The organism is Mycobacteroides abscessus ATCC 19977, assembly GCF_000069185.1.
GTDB classification, from domain to species: Bacteria; Actinomycetota; Actinomycetes; order Mycobacteriales; family Mycobacteriaceae; genus Mycobacterium; species Mycobacterium abscessus.
On record NC_010397.1, the window covers coordinates 3,567,040 to 3,585,547 of the forward strand.

18 protein-coding genes are annotated in these 18,508 nt (G+C 64.9%); 9 read left to right on the plus strand and 9 right to left on the minus strand.

Annotated features, from left to right (window positions below; genetic code table 11):
• Window positions 1-129 precede the first annotated feature (129 nt).
• The 5 genes from nirB to MAB_RS17895 all read right to left on the minus strand — a co-directional run bounded on the left by nirB (window position 130) and on the right by MAB_RS17895 (window position 7,494).
• Window positions 130-2,643, minus strand: coding sequence for a nitrite reductase large subunit NirB (nirB, locus tag MAB_RS17875; protein WP_005111865.1), 2,514 nt, complete (start codon window positions 2,641-2,643; stop codon window positions 130-132).
• A gap of 5 nt (window positions 2,644-2,648) precedes the next feature.
• The gene (locus MAB_RS17880; protein ID WP_005077324.1) at window positions 2,649-4,094 is read right to left on the minus strand and encodes a nitrate/nitrite transporter; all 1,446 of its coding nucleotides are present in this window, start codon (window positions 4,092-4,094) and stop codon (window positions 2,649-2,651) included.
• Window positions 4,095-4,228: 134 nt separating this feature from the next.
• Window positions 4,229-5,083 (minus strand): TIGR02569 family protein, encoded by an 855-nt coding sequence (locus MAB_RS17885; RefSeq protein ID WP_005056363.1) that lies wholly within the window; start codon window positions 5,081-5,083, stop codon window positions 4,229-4,231.
• Window positions 5,084-5,193: 110 nt separating this feature from the next.
• Window positions 5,194-6,360, minus strand: coding sequence for an adenylyltransferase/sulfurtransferase MoeZ (gene moeZ / locus MAB_RS17890; protein ID WP_005111867.1), 1,167 nt, complete (start codon window positions 6,358-6,360; stop codon window positions 5,194-5,196).
• Window positions 6,361-6,450: 90 nt separating this feature from the next.
• On the minus strand, window positions 6,451-7,494 hold the full coding sequence (locus MAB_RS17895) for a DUF3152 domain-containing protein (RefSeq protein WP_005080986.1): 1,044 nt from the start codon (window positions 7,492-7,494) through the stop codon (window positions 6,451-6,453).
• A 212-nt stretch (window positions 7,495-7,706) separates the two neighbouring features.
• On the opposite strand from MAB_RS17895, the gene MAB_RS17900 reads away from it, so the two are divergent.
• The gene (locus tag MAB_RS17900) at window positions 7,707-8,393 is read left to right on the plus strand and encodes an HTH-type transcriptional activator FasR (protein ID WP_005056360.1); all 687 of its coding nucleotides are present in this window, start codon (window positions 7,707-7,709) and stop codon (window positions 8,391-8,393) included.
• Between the two features lie 21 nt (window positions 8,394-8,414).
• Here MAB_RS17900 and MAB_RS17905 read toward each other — a convergent pair whose 3' ends face one another.
• On the minus strand, window positions 8,415-8,639 hold the full coding sequence (locus MAB_RS17905) for a DUF3107 domain-containing protein (protein WP_005080983.1): 225 nt from the start codon (window positions 8,637-8,639) through the stop codon (window positions 8,415-8,417).
• Between the two features lie 167 nt (window positions 8,640-8,806).
• Here MAB_RS17905 and MAB_RS17910 point away from each other — a divergent pair, with 167 nt between their 5' ends.
• The gene (locus MAB_RS17910) at window positions 8,807-9,541 is read left to right on the plus strand and encodes an MmpS family transport accessory protein (protein ID WP_005091711.1); all 735 of its coding nucleotides are present in this window, start codon (window positions 8,807-8,809) and stop codon (window positions 9,539-9,541) included.
• Between the two features lie 117 nt (window positions 9,542-9,658).
• On the opposite strand, the gene MAB_RS17915 is transcribed toward MAB_RS17910, so the two are convergent.
• Window positions 9,659-10,342 (minus strand): ferritin-like fold-containing protein, encoded by a 684-nt coding sequence (locus tag MAB_RS17915; RefSeq protein ID WP_005056357.1) that lies wholly within the window; start codon window positions 10,340-10,342, stop codon window positions 9,659-9,661.
• 260 nt (window positions 10,343-10,602) lie between these two features.
• Here MAB_RS17915 and MAB_RS17920 point away from each other — a divergent pair, with 260 nt between their 5' ends.
• Window positions 10,603-12,075 carry a DEAD/DEAH box helicase gene (locus MAB_RS17920; RefSeq protein WP_005094277.1) on the plus strand — a complete coding sequence of 491 codons (1,473 nt, stop codon included), beginning with the start codon at window positions 10,603-10,605 and terminating at the stop codon, window positions 12,073-12,075.
• A complete protein-coding gene (locus MAB_RS17925) occupies window positions 12,072-13,292 on the plus strand; it encodes an Rv3212 family protein (protein WP_005080978.1) in 1,221 nt (406 codons plus the stop codon). Before MAB_RS17920 ends, MAB_RS17925 begins: the two co-directional genes overlap by 4 nt.
• An 18-nt stretch (window positions 13,293-13,310) precedes the next feature.
• Here MAB_RS17925 and MAB_RS17930 read toward each other — a convergent pair whose 3' ends face one another.
• Entirely contained in the window at window positions 13,311-14,108 is a 798-nt protein-coding gene (locus MAB_RS17930; protein WP_005098387.1) for a ParA family protein, read from the minus strand.
• Window positions 14,109-14,169: 61 nt separating this feature from the next.
• On the opposite strand from MAB_RS17930, the gene MAB_RS17935 reads away from it, so the two are divergent.
• Genes MAB_RS17935 through MAB_RS17945 form a run of 3 tightly spaced genes read left to right on the plus strand, consistent with a single transcriptional unit; the run spans window position 14,170 to window position 16,373 of the window.
• Window positions 14,170-14,781 carry an acid phosphatase gene (locus MAB_RS17935; RefSeq protein ID WP_005088509.1) on the plus strand — a complete coding sequence of 204 codons (612 nt, stop codon included), beginning with the start codon at window positions 14,170-14,172 and terminating at the stop codon, window positions 14,779-14,781.
• Window position 14,782: 1 nt separating this feature from the next.
• Window positions 14,783-15,889, plus strand: coding sequence for an isochorismate synthase (locus MAB_RS17940; RefSeq protein ID WP_005088506.1), 1,107 nt, complete (start codon window positions 14,783-14,785; stop codon window positions 15,887-15,889).
• Window positions 15,882-16,373, plus strand: coding sequence for a GNAT family N-acetyltransferase (locus MAB_RS17945; protein ID WP_005088503.1), 492 nt, complete (start codon window positions 15,882-15,884; stop codon window positions 16,371-16,373). Before MAB_RS17940 ends, MAB_RS17945 begins: the two co-directional genes overlap by 8 nt.
• Here the strand turns inward: MAB_RS17945 and MAB_RS17950 are convergent.
• Complete coding sequence (locus tag MAB_RS17950) at window positions 16,370-16,777, minus strand: hypothetical protein (RefSeq protein ID WP_005056347.1); 408 nt, start codon at window positions 16,775-16,777, stop codon at window positions 16,370-16,372. The two genes, MAB_RS17945 and MAB_RS17950, sit on opposite strands and share 4 nt — an antisense overlap.
• A gap of 77 nt (window positions 16,778-16,854) precedes the next feature.
• On the opposite strand from MAB_RS17950, the gene MAB_RS17955 reads away from it, so the two are divergent.
• Both MAB_RS17955 and MAB_RS17960 read left to right on the plus strand, forming a co-directional pair.
• Entirely contained in the window at window positions 16,855-17,832 is a 978-nt protein-coding gene (locus MAB_RS17955) for a diacylglycerol/lipid kinase family protein (RefSeq protein ID WP_005080966.1), read from the plus strand.
• A gap of 417 nt (window positions 17,833-18,249) precedes the next feature.
• The gene (locus tag MAB_RS17960) at window positions 18,250-18,504 is read left to right on the plus strand and encodes a WhiB family transcriptional regulator (RefSeq protein WP_005056343.1); all 255 of its coding nucleotides are present in this window, start codon (window positions 18,250-18,252) and stop codon (window positions 18,502-18,504) included.
• Window positions 18,505-18,508 lie beyond the last annotated feature (4 nt).

An 18,508-nucleotide genomic window follows, 5' to 3' on the forward strand; every position in this document is an offset into this window, starting at 1 on the left:
CCGCCTCAGTCGAGGGCGAGCGTCCAGGATTGTCATCTCCGGCCTTTCTTCTCGTTGTTTCCTGCGTTTTCACGCGATATGTCATGTGTACCGACGTTGTGTTACCCCGGTATTACCGGGGCCGATGCGTTATGTTGCGGCCTCGGCGGCGGCCCGGAAACCGGGCGTACCCAGCAGCACCGGCACCTTGCGCGGGCCACTTTCGTCGAATGCGATGGTCGAATCGGGCTGATCGGGCGCGTTGACGAAGGAAACAAACCGTCGCAGCTTGTCCGGGTCGGCCAGGACCGCTGCCCATTCGTCCTGGTAGCCCTGCACGTGACGAGCCATCGCCGCTTCCAGCTCGTCGGCGATGCCCAGCGAGTCCTCGCACACGACCGCCCGGATGTGATCCAGGCCGCCCTCGATGGCCTCCTGCCAGGGCGCGGTGCGCTGCAGCCTGTCCGCGGTGCGGATGTAGAACATCAGGTACCTATCGATGTACCTGATCAGCGTCTCCGAGTCCAGGTCGCCGGCAAGCAATTTGGCATGTGCCGGCGTCGCGCCGCCATTACCGCCCACGTAGAGATTCCAGCCATTCTCGGTGGCGATGACGCCGACGTCCTTGCCACGCGCCTCGGCACATTCCCGAGCACACCCGGATACGCCCATCTTGAGCTTGTGCGGCGAACGCAGTCCGCGATAACGCAATTCAAGCTCAACGGCCATTGCGACCGAGTCCTGAACCCCGTATCGGCACCAGGTGGACCCGACACAGCTCTTCACCGTGCGCAACGACTTGCCGTAGGCGTGCCCCGATTCCATGCCGGCATCGATGAGCCGCTTCCAGATCAGCGGGAGCTGCTCGACGCGAGCACCGAACAGATCGATGCGCTGACCACCGGTGATCTTGGTGTACAAACCGAAATCCCGGGCGATCTCGCCGATGACGATGAGCTTCTCCGGAGTGACCTCACCGCCGGGCAGCCGCGGCACTACCGAGTAGGTGCCGTTCTTCTGCATGTTGGCCAGGAAGTGATCGTTGGTGTCCTGCAGCCCGGCCTGCTCGCCTTCCAGGATGTGATCGCTGGACGTCGAGGCCAGGATGGACGCCACGGTGGGCTTGCAGATATCGCAACCAGTGCCCTTGCCGTGCTTGGCAATGAGCTCGGAGAAGGTCCGGATTCCGGTCGCCTGCACCACCTGGAACAGCTCGGCGCGCGACTGCTCGAAGTGCTCACACAGCGCCTTGGACTGCTCGACGCCCTGGGCCGCAAGAATCTGCTTGAGCATGGGAATGCAGCTACCGCAAGAGGTTCCGGCACAGGTTGCCGACTTCAGAGCGGGCACATCGGTGGCGCCCTCACAGATGGCTGCGCATATCGCCCCCTTGGTCACGGCGTTGCACGAGCAGATCTGCGCATCGTCGGGCAGCGCGCCCACGCCGATCTCCGCACCCGATGGGGCGATGAGCGAGGCCGGATCCGCGGGCAGCTCCCTGCCGAGCATGGGCCGCAGGGTCCCGTAGGCACTAGCGTCACCGACGAGGATGCCGCCCAACAGAGTTCGCGCATCGTCGGAAACCACGAGCTTGGCGTAGGTGCCCTTGGTGGCGTCATTGAAAACGACCTCGAGCGCACCATCGGCGGTGGCGTGCGCGTCTCCAAAGCTGGCGACGTCGACCCCCAGCAGTTTGAGTTTGGTGGACAGGTCGGCCCCGGGGAACTGAGCACTGCCGCCCAGTAGCCGGTCCGCGACGATTTCCGCCGTGGTGTACCCGGGCGCGACCAGACCGTAGCAGCGGCCTTCTATCGCGGCGACCTCACCGATCGCGTAGATGTGCAGATCACTTGTCTGACAGCCCAGGTCGGTGAATATGCCGCCGCGCTCGGCCAGCTCCAGTCCACACTCGCGGGCCAGCTCATCGCGTGGCCGGATACCGGCCGAGAACACTAGCACCGAGGCATCGATCGTCGACCCGTCCGACAGCTGCACCGACAGTGTGCCATCGGCCGCCTTCTCGATGGCCTGTGTGGACACGCTGGTGTGCACGGTCAACCCCAGGTCGGTCACCAGCCGGGTCAGCAGGGCCCCGCCGCCCTCGTCGACCTGCAGGTGCATGAGGCGGGGATTGAGCTCCACCACGTGCGGGGCCAATCCCATGAGCCGCAGCGCATTGGCGGCCTCCAGCCCCAGTAGCCCGCCACCGATCACAACACCAGCTGAGCCGGGCGACTTGTCCGCGGTGGCCTTGATGGCATCGAGGTCATCCATGGTGCGGTACACAAAGCAGCCCTCAGCGTCCCCACCGGGCACCGGCGGCACGAACGGGTAAGACCCGGTGGCCATCACAAGCGCGTCATAGTCCAGCACGGTGCCCGCCGCAGTGCTGACCGTCTGATTGGTCCGGTCGATGCCCACCACCGGGTCGCCGAGGTGAAGTGTCACCATCGGGTCTTCCGCGTAGTCGTTTCCGGTGAGCGCCAGCGTATCCCGGTCCCAGCTGTCGATGTACGAGGACAACGCCACCCGGTCATAGGCGGCATCGGCTTCCTCACCCAGAACCGTCACCTGCCACTGATCGGTGGCATCGCGCTCACGCAGCACCTGGACAAATCGGTGACCGACCATTCCATGGCCGATGACGACGACTTTCTTGTTCATGGGTTTCACACCGCCACTTCGTTTTTGGAGCTGGAGATCGCCGGAACCGATACGGTCATGGGCCGCCGCACGTACGCGTACCAGGTGACCGCCGCGCAGATGACATAGAAGACGAGAAACACCCAGAACGCCATGGTCGCCGACTTGGCCGCGCTGAGATACGAGGCGCGAAGTACCAGGTTGATGGCGACACCACCGAGGGCGCCGATCGCTCCCGCCACCCCGATCAATGCGCCCGACATGGTGCGCGACCATGTCTCGTCGAGTCCTGCACTACGCGCCTTAGCCGCAAAGACCGACGGAATCATCTTGTACACCGAGCCATTGCCTATTCCGGAAACCACAAACAAGATGATGAATCCGATGACGTAGGCCGTCATGATGCTTCCGGACGGCGCACCAGCGCCGCGGTCGCTGATCGTTCCCGCGGCCACCAGAATGCCCGCGCCGAAGATCATGGCAATGAACGCGTACAACGAGATCTTGCCGCCACCGGTGCGGTCCGACAGCCAACCACCGAACGGACGGGCTAGTGAGCCCAGCAAGGGGCCGATGAACGCGATCTGAGCGGCGTGCAGCGATGCCTGCGCCGCGGCCTGCGCAGGCGTCACGCCACTGTGCGCCAGCCCGGCAAGGAAGTTCAGCTGCAGCACCTGACCGAACGCGAAGCTGAATCCGATGAAGGAACCGAAGGTGCCGATGTAGAGGAAGGCGATGATCCACGAGTCCCGGTACTTCATGACATCGATCAGAGAGCGACCGTCGGTCTTCTGGTCGGCCAGGTTGTCCATGAACAGCGCCGCCCCCACCGCCGCGAAGGCGATCAGCACGAGGTAGATGGCGGCTACCCAGTGTGGCGACCGGTTCCCGACGGTGGCAATGACCAACAGGCCGATCACCTGAATGACCGGCACGCCGATGTTCCCGCCGCCCGCATTGAGACCCAGCGCCCAGCCCTTGAACCGTTGTGGGTAAAAGGCATTGATGTTCGTCATCGAGGAGGCGAAGTTTCCACCGCCGAATCCGGCGACTGCGGCCACGATCATGAACGTGGTGTACGAGGTTTCCGGATGAGCCATGAAATACAGGGTCAACGCGGTCGGCACCGCCAGCACCAGGGCGCTGAAAACGGTCCAGTTACGGCCGCCGAACCATGCGGTGGCGAAGGTATAGGGCAAGCGCAGCACCGCACCCACCAGAGTCGGCATGGCCACCAGGAAGAACTTCCCGGCGGCATCGATGTGGTAGACGTTCTGCGGCATGAACAGCACCATCACCGACCAGATGGACCACACCGAGAATCCGACGTGTTCGGCCACCACGGACCAGATCAGGTTGCGGCGCGCGATTTTCGCGCCACCGTTGTCCCACGCGACGACGTCCTCGGGATCCCAGTTCTCAATCCAGCGTCCGCGCCGTGCAATTGGGGCTGTTGCCGTGTTGTTCGCCATACAAGCACGGTAGGAAAAGCTTGTTGCAGGGGCGCTGCTGCCGATGACCGAGCCATCACATCTCGCTCACTCAGTCTGTCAGGTGGCGGTGAGCAATCCGATCACGTCACATCCACGACATGGAGTGATGCGCGTTACAGCGTCAGTCGCACGAGTGCCGCTGTCCGCGCCAATCCCGGGAAGGACTGAGCCGAGGAACGCGGATGCAAGGCGTGCACCGCCAGTCGGAAGATCAACGCCCGCAACAGCATCTGGGGCCACTCCGGCAGTGTCGCCCACCGCTCGATCAGACCGTCGTCGGCGTCGCCCCACGACAGCGCGTCCACCACGGCCACACCGGCCGCCCAGGAGGCGGGACGCCAGTAGGGGGTGATGTCGGTGATGCCGGGTGCCGCGGCACCTGCGAAAAGCACAGTGCCGTAGAGATCTCCGTGCACCAATTGCGGCGGGCTCTTGGTCGGTCGACGCAAGCTTGCCAGCTGGTTGATCAGATCGATCGATCGCTGACCGTCGGGCGAGCCGGGCGATACCCGCGCCGCCGAGGGCCAGGACTGCAGCGGCCGGTCCTCCCATGCCGCCCGATCGGCGGCGATGAAGACGTCGACATCCGCCCACGGCGCGACCGGAGGCTGGGTGAGGAATCGGGGACGTTCCAGCTTTGACGTCGCCTCATGGAGACGCACCGACAGTGATACGACCTCGTCATGTCGAGGCTCAGGCGCACCCGCGACGAATGTGTCCGCACGCCAACCCGATACGACATAGCGCCCGTCGGTGGAGCGAACCGGCCGCGCCAGCCGCACCCCGTCGACGAACAGAGTGTCGCGCACCTTGGCCGACCACGCGGCACGCGCATGGTCAGCTACCAGGGACAACACCACTTCACCGCACCGCCAGCCGCCCTCCCATGTCGGGCCGAGCTGGACTGGTTTGACGCCGCTGAGCCCGTATGTCGCGAGCACGTGCTCGGGTGGGCGGTCCACAGTCACGCGGGATACGTTACCGCCTGCAATGAACTGGGTTGTGTTCGCTCGCCGTTCGTGTCGGCAGTCACAGGTGGCACGTCCGTAACGTGTGGCTGTTGCTGGTGCCCAGTCGGTCAGTACATGACCATGTCGGGGTCCACCTGCTTGGCCCAGGCGGCGATACCGCCCTGCAGATGCACCGCATCCGAGAAGCCCGCCTTTTTCACGGCCACGAGCGCCTCTGCCGACCGAATACCCGTCTTGCAATACAGCACCGCCTGCCGGTCCTGTGGCAGCTTGGCCAGGCCGTCTCCGGACTCAAGGGTCGACTTGGGCACCAGCTCGGCACCGTCGATGTGGACGATGTCCCATTCGACCGGCTCACGTACGTCGATCAGTGCCACCTTCTTGTCGGTGTCGAGCAGCTCACGCAGCTCACGCGGCGTGATGGTGGAATCGGCGACAGCGGCCGAGGCCTCGTCGCTGATCACACCGCAGAATGCCTCATAGTCGATGAGCTCGGTGATCTTGGGCGTGGCCGGATCCTTGCGGATCTTTATGGTGCGGTAGGTCATGTCGAGTGCGTCGTACACCATGAGGCGGCCCAGCAGCGAGTCACCGATGCCGGTGATCAGCTTGATCGCCTCGGTACCCATCACCGAGGCGATGGAGGCGCACAGGATGCCCAGAACCCCACCCTCGGCGCAGGAGGGCACCATGCCCGGCGGCGGCGGCTCGGGGTACAGATCGCGGTAGTTCAGGCCGAGCCCGTCCGGGGCGTCCTCCCAAAAGACCGAGACCTGCCCCTCGAAGCGGTAGATGGAGCCCCACACATAGGGCTTGTGCGCAAGCACCGCGGCATCGTTGACCAGGTAACGCGTCGCGAAGTTGTCGGTACCGTCCAGGATCAGGTCGTACTGCGCAAAGAGCTCGACCGCATTTTCCGGATCCAGACGCAACTCATGCAGCCGCACCTCGACCAGCGGGTTGATCTCCAACACCGAATCGCGCGCGCTCTGTGCCTTGGACCTGCCGATATCGGACTGGCCGTGGATGATCTGGCGCTGCAGGTTGGACTCGTCGACCACATCGAACTCGACGATGCCGATGGTGCCGACACCCGCAGCGGCCAGGTACAGCAGCGTCGGGGATCCCAGCCCGCCGGCGCCGATGACGAGCACCTTGGCGTTCTTGAGGCGTTTCTGCCCGTCCACACCCAGGTCGGGAATGATCAGATGCCGGCTGTACCGGGCGACTTCTTCGCGGGTCAGTTCCGCGGCGGGACGTACCAACGGCGGCAATGTGGGCACCGTGACTCCTGATGGTTGAGGGCTACAGCAGCATCAACAGTATCGGGATGCCAACCCTTCCCGGAGCCAGACCAGTGACCGCTACGGAATCGGGTACGGCCAGGGGTTGGTGCGGCATGTCTTGCCGTCGGGCTTGATCGAGTCGGGATCGAACTTCGCGGCGACATCATTGCTGGTGCTGAACGTCTGCTGCATCATCACCGGCGCCAGCTGCTGGTCCTGCTCGCAGGGTTCATGGCTTCGATACCCGATCGCATGTCCGACTTCGTGGTTGATGACGTATTGGCGATAGGAGGTGATATCGCCCTGGAACGGGACCGCGCCGCGCACCCAGCGTGCCTCGTTGATGAACACGCGCTGCTCGCCATTCTCGCCGTACCTCGGGTTGTAGCAAGAGGATTCGAGTTGGATCTCGTATCCGCAGCCCTCCCGGACGGTGTCTGGCGAGGTCAGCGAGATCCGAAAATCGGGTGTACCGGCATCGATCCGGACAAACGCGAATTGAGGGTTGTGCGTCCAGCTCTTCTGGCTGGCCAGGGTCTGGGTCGCCATCCGCGCGAACGCCTCGTCGCCTCCGAAACCCATTGTGTCGATGCCGTCCTCGACCTCGATGGTGTAGGAGAAGACCTTTGCGGCGCCCTGCCCGACCTGGGGCGTGGTGCCCGGCACTATGTGCCAGGTCCGGGCACCCTGGGCGGTGAAGGGCTCGCCTTCGGGCAGCACCCCGTCGGGCAGACTCGCGTCGAACTGGGTAAGCCCCTTGGGCGGCGCACCGATGATGGCGTCGCCCAGCGCCCCGATCGATGGCGGATCGGCCACGGGCTCGTTGGGCCCGTCGGCACCCCCATGCACGTGTTCACGCTGCGTGACGGTCTGGTAGCCGACAAAGACGGTCAGCGCCACCAGCAGCGGGATCGCATACGCACGCCATCCATATGTGGAGATGAAGCGCCCGAGCCAGGTCTGCTTGCGCCAGCGGTCGCGGTCACGCCTATCGGAGCGGATGCGGCCGCTTCCCTCGGCCAGCGGATCGCGCTGGGCACGCAGCGGCTCGTAGCGTTCGGAGGACTCCTGTACCGGGAGTCGACTCATCGACGAGCCGCTTGCGCGAAGGGAATCATCCATAGTTTCTGGCATGGACCTACGATTATGCGCCCATTGGTGCCGGTCGTAGGTCACCGAGCAAGAATGGCATAGCGACAAGCCATCCCGCCTCGGGCACGCCGCCAGGGGCCAGGAGTACTGTCTGTAGTTCGGGTCCAAGCGGATTTGAATAGCCGCTTGAGTGAGATGGCGTGGGCGACCTTTTCAGCCGCTTGCGCGCAGAGGATAAGGACATGCGTGACCTTGCGAAACTGGCCGGGCGTCGAGGCACGGTGAACTCGACGGTGGCGACGCAGGATTCGACTCAGGGAAACACACGGCGCGGTGGGCGGCTGCCCCGAGATGAACGGCGCGGCCAATTGGTCGGTTCCGCCAGCGAGATATTCGTCGATCGCGGCTACCACGCCGCCGGTATGGACGAGATCGCCGACCGGGCAGGCGTAAGCAAGCCCGTTCTCTACCAACACTTTCCGAGCAAGCTTGAGCTATATCTGGCGGTGCTGCACAAGCACGCCGACAATCTGGTCTCCAGCGTGCGCCAGGCGCTGCGCACCACCACCGACAACCGTCAGCGGCTGCGCGCGGCCGTCATGGCGTTCTTCGATTTCGTCGAGCATGACAGCCAGGGCTACCGGCTGATCTTCGAGAACGATCTCGTCGGCGTGCCCCAGGTCAGCGAACGCGTCGAGGGCGCCATCAGCGCGTGCACCGATGCGGTATTCGACCTGGTCAGCCACGATTCCGGGCTGGATCCCCACCATGCCCGCATGGTGGCCGTCGGCCTCGTAGGGATCAGCCAGGTCAGTGCGCGCTACTGGCTGGACAACGAGAAGCCCATCTCCAAGGACGACGCCGTCAACGCAACCGTCGGCTTCGCCTGGGGCGGGCTCTCGCACGTTCCGCTGCAGCCACACGGTTAGCTTCCGCCGGCCGTTAGGGCCTTAGCTTGAGAAGCCGACGCGACGCGCGTCGGCAACACCGATCTCCACGTAGGCGATCCGGGCTGCGGCGATCAGGTACTTGCGGCCCTTCTGGTCGGTGAGGTTGAGCACATCCGATTCCTTGGACAGCGCCGCCGTGACGACCTTTTCGACGTCAGCCGGGGCCTGATCGCTAGAAATGACCAGCTCGCGCGGGCTATCTGTGACACCGATCTTGATCTCCACCAGGACACCTTTCCACGTCATCGAGCCGACATCGAACTCGTATCGACGAGGTTAGCCGACGCCGATTGCGCCGACACACCTCGCATGATCGCGGGCGCCCGTTAATCACAGCAGTAACATCGGCATCAGGTTTCACATTGAATTGGGGCTGAGAGGAAGCGCTGATCATGGTCGGTTATCGCGGAGATTCTCGGTACTCGAGCGACTACGAGCCCTACGACGACCCGTACAACTCCGAGACTGCCCCGCAGTCCACCGAGTACTCGGGTCTTGACGAGGACTTCGAGTACCGGCCGCCGGGCTCCAACGAGAACTGGAAATGGGTCGCGTCGATAGCCGGGGCGGTGTTCGCCATCGCCGTGATCGCGACGGCCGTTGTGCTCAGCGGCGGCAACGACAAGCCGCCAGCTGCTGCGGTGACCACGCCCGTGCCCGCGCTGACACCCGTCACCACCACCACCGCGCCTCCACCACCCCCGTCGGCGACGTCTCCGGCCAAACCGTCGACAACCACCGTGACGAGCACGCCCGCGCAAGAGACGCCGACCGCGGAGCCCTCCACCGAGGCTCCCCCGCCCGAGCCGCCACCGTCGAACCCGATGCTGCCGCCGGAGGGCCAGCGGCCGATCACGCCGGCGGCATTCGCCTACTACGTGACCGGTAACCAAACGCCGGGCGATCTGCTGACCATCACCTACACCGACGGCAACGGCATGACACGCACCGTGCTCGGCGCCTCGCTGCCGTGGACGATGATCGTGACCCCGAGCCCCGGGATCACCGGCGGCTCGATCACCGCGACGAGCTTTGCAAGCCAGGTCAACTGCTCGATCACCAACAGCGAGAACCAGATGCTCGCGGTGCAGAACAGCAACAGCATCATCGCCCGCTGCGCCAAGTAGCTGCCGCCTGCGCGTTCCCCACAGGTAACCGGTACACAGACTCAATCGGCTGATTCTGTTGTCCCACAATCGGTATGGCTAGCGACATGGGGAATACCGCGTGTGCCCGCCAAACCCTCAGCCGAGCCCGAGGACAGCCATCCGCTCGGCATGCGCGCTTTGCAGCCGCTCGAAGAACTCGTTGAGATTCCCCAGCCCGGCGCCACCTGACATCACCAGTTCCGCGAGCTCATCGTGGCGCGCGAGCACGTGCTGGGCCTGAGTGATGGCCTCACCGAGCAGTCGCCTCCCCCACAGGGTGAGGCGGTTACGCTGCTGCGAGTTCTCCTTGACCGCATCACGCACCTGGGCGATGACGAACTCCGAATGACCCGTGGTGCCCAACACCGACTTGAGCACGGCGGCCGATTCTCCGGACAACGAGTCGACAACCTCGCCATAGAAGTCGGCCGCCAGGGAGTCGCCGATATACGCCTTAACCATCGCCTCCAGCCACGTGCGCGGCAAAGTCAGCGAATGGTAATTCTCCAGCGTCTTGACGTACGGCTCCATGGCCGCCAGTACGTCAATACCCTTGGCCTCCATCGCATCCCGGAGCACCTCGTAATGGCGCATCTGTGATGCGGCCATACTGGCGATGGCGATCTTGCTCGCCAAATCGGGCGCCATCCTGGACTCATCGGTCAGCCGGTAGAAGGCCGCGACCTCGCCGTACGCAATCACCGCGAACAGCTGATTGACACCGGGAGGATCGAGGTCCGTCGATGACCCGCTTGCGCGAAGGGAATCGGGCTCCGTCATGTCTGGAACTCTAGTCGGGCGACCGCAGGAGAACTCCGATCCGCACGGCAAACCATGCCGAATCGGAAAATCGCAGCTCACCCGCTACCATGGACTCGAGACGACCATCCTGACCATGAATTACCCAGGAAGTCCTCTCATACGAAATGTGCGTGCACGTGGCGCCCTCGCCGCTCGCTGCGAGCCGGCCCCTTGGAATCCTAGGAATCCGACCTACCGATCGTGCGCGCTGAGCGAAACACGAAAGGCACGTACCACACATGAGCCACATCGAACACACCTTTGCCCAGCTGGGCGTGCGCAAGGAAATAGCCCGGGCACTGCGCGAGGCCGGGATTGAGCATCCGTTTGCCATCCAGGAACTGACACTCCCCCTTGCCCTGGCCGGCTCCGACCTCATCGGGCAGGCCCGCACCGGCATGGGCAAGACGTACGCGTTCGGCGTCCCACTGCTGCACCGCATCGCCACCGGTGTCGAAGACCGGCCGCTCAACGGCACCCCGCGGGCCCTGGTCGTGGTGCCCACCCGCGAGCTGTGCATCCAGGTTTACGAAGACCTGACCAAGGCCTCCAAGTACCTGTCCGCGGGCGACCGCGACTTCACCGTCGTCTCCATCTACGGAGGACGGCCCTACGAGCCTCAGATCGAGGCGCTGCGCGCCGGAGCCGACGTAGTCGTCGGAACCCCGGGCCGCCTGCTGGACCTGGCCCAGCAGGGGCACCTGCAGCTCGGCGGATTGGCCATGCTGGTCCTCGACGAAGCCGACGAAATGCTGGACCTGGGCTTCCTGCCCGATATCGAACGCATCCTGGCCCTGGCGCCGTCCGCCGATGCGGGCCGCCAGTCGATGCTGTTCTCGGCGACCATGCCGGACCCGATCATCACCTTGGCTCGCACCTTCATGAACCGCCCGACGCACATTCGCGCCGAGGACCCGCAGGCCTCCTCGGTGCACGACTCCACGGAGCAGTTCGTGTACCGCGCGCACGCGCTGGACAAGATCGAATTGGTCAGCCGGATTCTGCAGGCCGACGGGCGGGGCGCCACCATGATCTTCACCCGCACCAAGCGCACCGCCCAGAAGGTTTCCGACGAGCTGGCCGAGCGTGGCTTCGCGGTCGGCGCTGTGCACGGTGACCTTGGACAGATCGCTCGGGAAAAGGCGCTGACATCTTTCCGGTCCGGTCAGATCAACGTGCTGGTGGCCACCGACGTGGCCGCCCGCGGAATCGACATCGACGACGTCACGCACGTCATCAACTACCAGTGCCCCGAGGACGACAAGACCTACGTGCACCGCATCGGCCGCACCGGCCGCGCCGGCCGTACCGGTATCGCGGTCACCCTGGTCGACTGGGACGACATCGCACGCTGGCAGCTGATCGACAAGGCCCTCGGCCTCGGTGTACCCGAGCCCGACGAAACCTATTCCACCTCGCCGCATTTGTTCACCGAGCTGAACATCCCGGCCGACGTCACCGGCTCAATCGGCGAGAAGTTCTCCGGCGGCCCGAAGCGTCGCGAGCCACGCGGTGAGCGCGCCGAGGGCGAGAAACCCAAGCGCACCCGGACCCGCCGCCGTACCCGCGCGGGCCAGCCCACCGACGAGTCGGCTGCCGAGGCACCCGCACCAGAGGCGGCCACCGCGGACGGAGATCAGCAAGCCCCCGCTCGCCGTCGTCGCCGTCGTCGCCGCCCCAACGCCACCGCCGCGACCACCGCCTCGGCGTGATCGCACCGGAGCGGCGCACCCGAGCCGACATCATTGCCGCGGCGGTGATCGCCGTCGTGGTAGCCGTTACCGGCACAACGATTTGGTGGACCAGCGACGCCCGCGCCACCGTCAGCCGCCCCGCCGCCGGGGATATCAAACGGCCGATGAGCGCCACCCGCGTCCCCGACTCGGTACGTGAGCTGTGGTCCACCGCCAGTGCGGCGACCAAGGGCCCCGTAATCGCAAGTGGCGCGGTCGTGAGCGCCGACGGACACGATGTGGTGGCCCACGACCCGGCAACCGGCGCGCAGCTGTGGTCCTATGCCCGCAGGAACCTCGATCTGTGCGGGGCAATCGGCTTCATCGATGACGCGGTGGCGGTCTACCGCGACGCACGTGGGTGCGGTCAGGTCACCATGATCGACGGCCAGACCGGCCGCCGAGGTGCGTTGCGCAGCAGTGCAAATGACTCAAAAGTGTCGCTGTCGACCGACGGCACCTACGTGTTGGCGCTCGGCAGTACGCGCCTCGAGCTGTGGCGTTCGGACATGGTTCGCACCCTCGAATACGGGCGGGTGGTGGCTCCCCTGAACGCCAATAGCCAGCCGCGCGTCGACTGCACGCTGAAGTCGGGTGCCGTCGGGGCAAGCGTGCTCGCGGTGCTGGAAACCTGCCCGCAGGATCCCACCCTGCGGCTGACACTGCAGAAGCCGACACCCAAGGACAACGACAAGCCGGAGGAGCTCTACTCGGCAGTGCTTCCCGGAGTGGAACGCGGTTCGGCGGCCAAGGTGCTCGCGGTCGCGGACACCCGATCGGCCGTCTACCTGCCGGGCACCCGTAACGAACTCGTGGTGTTCGACGACCGTGGCATGCGGGTGGGCGCGACGGTGCTGCCGGGCGAGATCGCCCAAACGAACGCCGCCGCCCAGGCCGGCGATGTCATCACCTGGTGGACGGGCAGTCAGGTGCTGGTTCTCAGCGCCTCGGACCTGAGCTACAGGTTCGTCCTGCCCACCACCACAAAGCCCCTCGGCCCCGGCACGAACATGGCCGGCGAATTGTTGATACCGGTCGAGGGCGGTATCGACGTGTTCAACATGACGACCGGCGAGTTCCGTAAAAGTATTGTGGTACAACGGAATACGGCCGACGAGAAGAGCCCTGTGATCAGTGCCGTCGTCGGTAATACGCTAGTGGAGCAACGCGGTTCACGAATCTTCGCCCTGGGGTAGCTGCGCGCCCGGGCGAAATCAGTCGACCGGCGGGGTGAAGGTCGGCATCGCCTTACCGCTCTTCCAGTGCTTCACCAGACTCTGTGCCAGCTCGCGATAGGCCAGCGCACCTTTGTTCTTGCGGCCCGCCAGCACCGAGGCACCCGAGGCACTCGCCTCCGCGAACCGCACGGTCCTGGGAATCGGCGGTGCCAACACCGGCAGCTGGTACCGATCGGCCACGTCCAGCAGCACGTCGCGGCTGTGTGTGGTCCGCGAGTCGTACAGCGTGGGCAGCGCACCCAATAGCGTCAGCCGCGGATTGGTGATCTGCTGGACATCGGTCACCGTCCGCAGGAACTGGCCAACGCCCCGATGCGCCAGCGTCTCGCACTGCAGTGGCACCATCACCGAGTCGGCAGCCGTCAAACCGTTCAGTGTCAGCACGCCCAGCGAGGGCGGGCAGTCGATGATCACCACGTCGAACTGATCCCCCAGTGATTCCAGAGCCCGCTTCAGCGCGTATTCACGTCCGGCGCGCATCAGCAGCATCGCCTCGGCACCCGCCAGGTCGATATTGGCGGGTAGCAGCGTCAAATCCTCGGTGGTGGTGAGCAGCGCTTCCTTGATATCCGCCTGCCCCAGCAGCACCTCATGCACCGAAATTCCCAGCCGGTCCGGATCTTGCCCCAGCGAGAACGTCAGGCAACCCTGCGGATCCAGGTCGACCAGCAGCACTTTCTTGCCGGCCTGCGCCAACGCCGCGCCGAGCGACGCGACCGTCGTGGTTTTGGCCACCCCACCCTTTTGATTGGCTACCGCCAGCACACGAGTCACGTCCACATACTGGCATGCCGGACACGATCACGACGGAAGTCGGTACGGCACAATCAAGTGTGTGTCCGCGCTCCTGAACCGAATGTTGTTGTTACGCCACGGCGAAACCGAATGGTCAAAAATCGGGAGACATACCGGGCGCACTGATCTTGATCTCACTGAAATCGGGCGCGCCCAAGCGGTGGCGGCCCGCGAGGTGCTCAAGGACCTCGACCTGAATGACCCGCTGGTTCTCAGCAGCCCGCGCCGCCGCGCGCTTCAGACGGCGGAGCTGGCAGGTCTCACCGTCGACACTGTCGACGAGCAGCTCGCCGAATGGGACTACGGCGACTACGAAGGCCTGACCACACCGCAGATCCGCGAGAATGACCCAGGCTGGTTGGTGTGGACGCACGGCTGCCCGGGTGGCGAGTCCGTGGCGCAGGTACAGGCGCGCGCCGATCTGGTGATCACCAAGATCGCCGCGGAGCTGACCCAGCGCGATGTCCTGCTGGTGGGCCATGGCCATTTCTCACGTGCCCTGATGACCCGGTGGATCGATCTGCCACTCGAAGAGGGCACCCGCCTGGGCATGGCCACCGCTTCGATCGCTATCGGCGGCCACGAGCACGGCCAGCGCCAGGTCGCCGCACTTGGCCTAACCGGGTACCAGCACCCGGTACCGTCAAGCTGACATGACGGCCACCGACTCTCCCGCCCGCCCACATTTCGTGATGTCGCGAGCCGCCGACGCGCTGTACGCGTATGGCCGCGATGCGACCTATGACGACGTCTTCACCGCGGCGGAAGCCTTGCGCACCGGCCGTCATCACATGTTGGTGGGTGCCCTGCCGTTCGACACCTCCCGTCCCGTCGCACTGACGGCTCCAGTCACGGTCCAACGCGGACTGCCCCAAGAGTTCTACGGCGCAATGCCGAATACTCAGGTGACACAACAGGTACCGGCGCCCTCTGAGCATCTGCGACGGGTCACCGAGGCGGTCGAGGTGCTGCGCAGCGACGCAGGGCTGGCCAAGGTTGTCTTGGCGCGGGTGTTGGAGCTGCGGGCCGAGTCGCCCGTGGACCCATTGGTGCTGACACACCGATTGATTCGAAACGACCCCGACGCCAACAGCTTTTGCGTGGACCTCTCCCCCGCCGGCAACCGATTCCGCGGACACACCATGGTGGGATGCAGCCCAGAATTGCTGGTGGAACGCCGAGGCGACATGGTGATCTGTCATCCCTTCGCCGGTTCCGCACCGCGGTCCAGTGACCCATCCCAGGATCGGCGCACGGGCGAAGATCTAGCGGGTTCACACAAGAATCGCCACGAGCACTCCGTCGTGATCGACCAGCTACGCGAGGATCTCGCGTCCCTGTGCGTTGATGTCCAGGTCCCCCCGGAGCCGACGTTGAGCCGCACCGCGGCACTCTGGCACCTGAGCACGTCCATCAGCGCCCGCCTCCGCCAAAGTTCAACCACAGCACTCGATTTGGCCTTGGCGCTGCACCCCACGCCCGCCGTGTGCGGCACCCCGACCGAGGCCGCTGCCGACCTGATCTCACGCATTGAGGGTGATCGCGGTTTCTACGCGGGTGCGATCGGCTGGTGTGACCGCAATGGGGACGGCCGCTGGGCCGTCACCATCCGCTGCGCCGAACTGTCGGCAGACGGCACCGCGATTCGCGCCTACGCCGGCGGCGGCCTCGTCGCCGAATCGGACCCGCAGGACGAACTTTCAGAGACCACAGTCAAATTCCGGACCGTGTTGGCAGCGCTAGGAGCCAAAATTGACTAACACCCTTATTCGCCGCGCCACCGAAGCCGACATCCCGGCCATTGTCGGGCTCATCGAGGACCTCGCGGAGTACGAGCACGCCCGCGATGAGTGCCTCATCACCGAAGAGCAGCTTCACCAGGCGCTATTCGGCTCACACCCCGCCCTTTTCGCCCACGTCGCCGAGAGCGGCGGCGTGGTCTGCGGTACCGCGGTCTGGTTCCTGAACTTCTCGACCTGGACCGGCCACCACGGCATCTACCTCGAGGACCTGTACGTCAGGCCAGAACAGCGCGGCGCCGGCCTGGGCAAGGCGCTGTTGTCGGCGCTGGCCGCCGAGTGTGTGGCCAACGGCTACACCCGGTTGGATTGGGCTGTGCTGGACTGGAATACACCGTCTATTAAGTTCTACGACTCACTCGGCGCCCACCCGCAATCGGATTGGATCACCTACCGTTTACAGGGTCCGGCGCTGGCGGAGTTGGCCTCGGACCGCTCAGACTAATCCGATTCGTCGGCACCGGCTTCATCGCCGCCGGCCCACATTTGGGCGGTGGGGCTGAATAACAACACCAGCGCGGCAACCGCGACAATCGCGAGGGGCACGCCCAGAGCCAGCTGGTGTGACCCGACGGCCGCGTACCACGCCACGGGGAGCAGCAGCAGCTGCATCATCACGGCGATCCCCCTGCCCCAACGCCTGCCCGAGATGAGTGCCAAGCCCGCGGCAAGCACGGCGGTACCGAACACCGAGAACCATGCTGCGGTGCCGTACCCGTTGACCACATGCTGATCGGCGCCGCTAGCCGCGCGCACAACCAGAACCAGCGCGATCACCAATCCCACGGCACCTTCCCCGGCAACGATCATTCCGGCGCGGCGAACGGTGTTCGGGGCGGTTGTGGTCACCAGACAAGCCTAGGCGGCCTCATCACCGCGGTGATGAGCAGCTTGCGTGGAGCAACATCCGACTAGGCTCATGCCCCGTGCGTGCGGTCCTCATCGTGAATCCCAATGCCACCTCGACAACAGCGGCCGGGCGTGACCTGCTGGCTCATGCGCTGGAAAGTCGTGTGCACCTACAGGTTCTGCATACCGATCACCGGGGGCATGCCAGCGAGCTGGCCCGTCGCGCGGCCGACGAGGGGGCGGCGGTCATCGTCGTGCACGGCGGCGACGGCACGGTCAGCGAGGTGGTGAACGGGCTGCTGGGGCAGCCGGGGCACCCCGCGCCGGGCCCGCTGCCCGCCGTGGCAGTGGTGCCGGGTGGTTCGGCCAATGTGTTCGCCCGAACACTGGGCATTTCCGCGGACCCCGCACAGGCCACCAATCAGGTTGTCGACCTGCTGGACGAGCACCGGCGCGAGCAGCGGCGATGGCGCCGCATCTCCCTGGGGCACTGCGGCGAGCGCTGGTTCATCTTCAACGCGGGCATGGGGTTGGACGGCGAGGTGGTCGCCGCGATGGAAGCCCATCGCAATAAGGGCAAGCAGGTCACCGCGGGACGCTACGTGGCGCGTTCGGTACTCGCCTTCTTCCGCGCCGCGCGGCGCCAGCCGACGCTGACCGTAGAACTGCCTGGCCACGAGCCACAAGCGGGGATCCATTTCGCCTTCATCAGCAATTCGAACCCGTGGACCTACGCCAACGAGCGCGCCATCTGGACCAATCCAGGCACCGGCTTCGAGAGCGGTTTGGGCATCTTCGCGTCCAAGAGCATGAACGTGGTGGCGAATCTCGGCCTGGTGCGCCACATGGTGGGAACACCGAGGGCCGACCGTCCGGCCGCCAAGCATCTGCTGCGCGAAGACGACATCCCATGGGTACGCGTGCGTGCGTCGGCACCGATCGCAACGCAGGTCGACGGCGATTTTCTCGGGCTGCGCAGCGATCTGACGTTCACCGCCGTACCCGACGTTCTGGACGTCGTTGCCCCGGCAAAACCCGCCGGAAAACAATCTTGAGCCGTGCACACGGCGCAATAGTGTTGAGCGCCAGTCCGTTCCGGATACAGGCGACTCACAGGTCCAACGCGGCGCACGTCACATTCCGACCCGGATCGGATGTACTACTTCACGTAGTCGAGTCTCGGCGGGCCGTGATGTTACTCACGAGTAGCGGCTTACCACCTGGGAAAATGAGGGAATCTCGCCAGATTCAAGGCGCAGATCGATCTAGTGTAGTACAAACGAATGTGGCGCTTGAACACGCCACCCCCGAGTGAGATTGACCACGTGTTAACTCACGCTATTGACTTCTGCTGAGCTTGTGAAACGATCGGAAGCAACAGTGCAGAAACATTTGGTACGCACGCGTTAACAGCCGAAAAACATTAATCTCGTGCGCTTGTGGCGCGCACGATGCAAAAGGAGTGCACAACTATGGATTGGCGCCATAAGGCGGTCTGTCGCGACGAGGATCCCGAACTGTTCTTCCCCGTCGGGAACAGCGGACCGGCCCTTGCCCAGATCGCTGACGCGAAGCTCGTCTGTAACCGCTGTCCGGTGACGACCGAATGCCTTACCTGGGCGCTCGAGTCGGGGCAGGACGCCGGTGTGTGGGGTGGCCTCAGTGAGGATGAGCGCCGCGCCCTGAAGCGTCGCAACGCCCGCGCTCGCGCCCGCAGCGCCGTATAACGCC

What these genes read in the sequence shown, in the direction of transcription:
- MAB_RS17880 (WP_005077324.1), bottom strand. Translation starts at nt 4,094, where the DNA reads ATGGCGAACAACACGGCAACAGCCCCAATTGCACGGCGCGGACGCTGG.
- MAB_RS17910 (WP_005091711.1), top strand. Translation starts at nt 8,807, where the DNA reads ATGGTCGGTTATCGCGGAGATTCTCGGTACTCGAGCGACTACGAGCCC.
- MAB_RS17960 (WP_005056343.1), top strand. Translation starts at nt 18,250, where the DNA reads ATGGATTGGCGCCATAAGGCGGTCTGTCGCGACGAGGATCCCGAACTG.
- MAB_RS17900 (WP_005056360.1), top strand. Translation starts at nt 7,707, where the DNA reads ATGCGTGACCTTGCGAAACTGGCCGGGCGTCGAGGCACGGTGAACTCG.
- MAB_RS17940 (WP_005088506.1), top strand. Translation starts at nt 14,783, where the DNA reads ATGACGGCCACCGACTCTCCCGCCCGCCCACATTTCGTGATGTCGCGA.
- MAB_RS17920 (WP_005094277.1), top strand. Translation starts at nt 10,603, where the DNA reads ATGAGCCACATCGAACACACCTTTGCCCAGCTGGGCGTGCGCAAGGAA.
- MAB_RS17895 (WP_005080986.1), bottom strand. Translation starts at nt 7,494, where the DNA reads ATGGATGATTCCCTTCGCGCAAGCGGCTCGTCGATGAGTCGACTCCCG.
- nirB (WP_005111865.1), bottom strand. Translation starts at nt 2,643, where the DNA reads ATGAACAAGAAAGTCGTCGTCATCGGCCATGGAATGGTCGGTCACCGA.
- MAB_RS17915 (WP_005056357.1), bottom strand. Translation starts at nt 10,342, where the DNA reads ATGACGGAGCCCGATTCCCTTCGCGCAAGCGGGTCATCGACGGACCTC.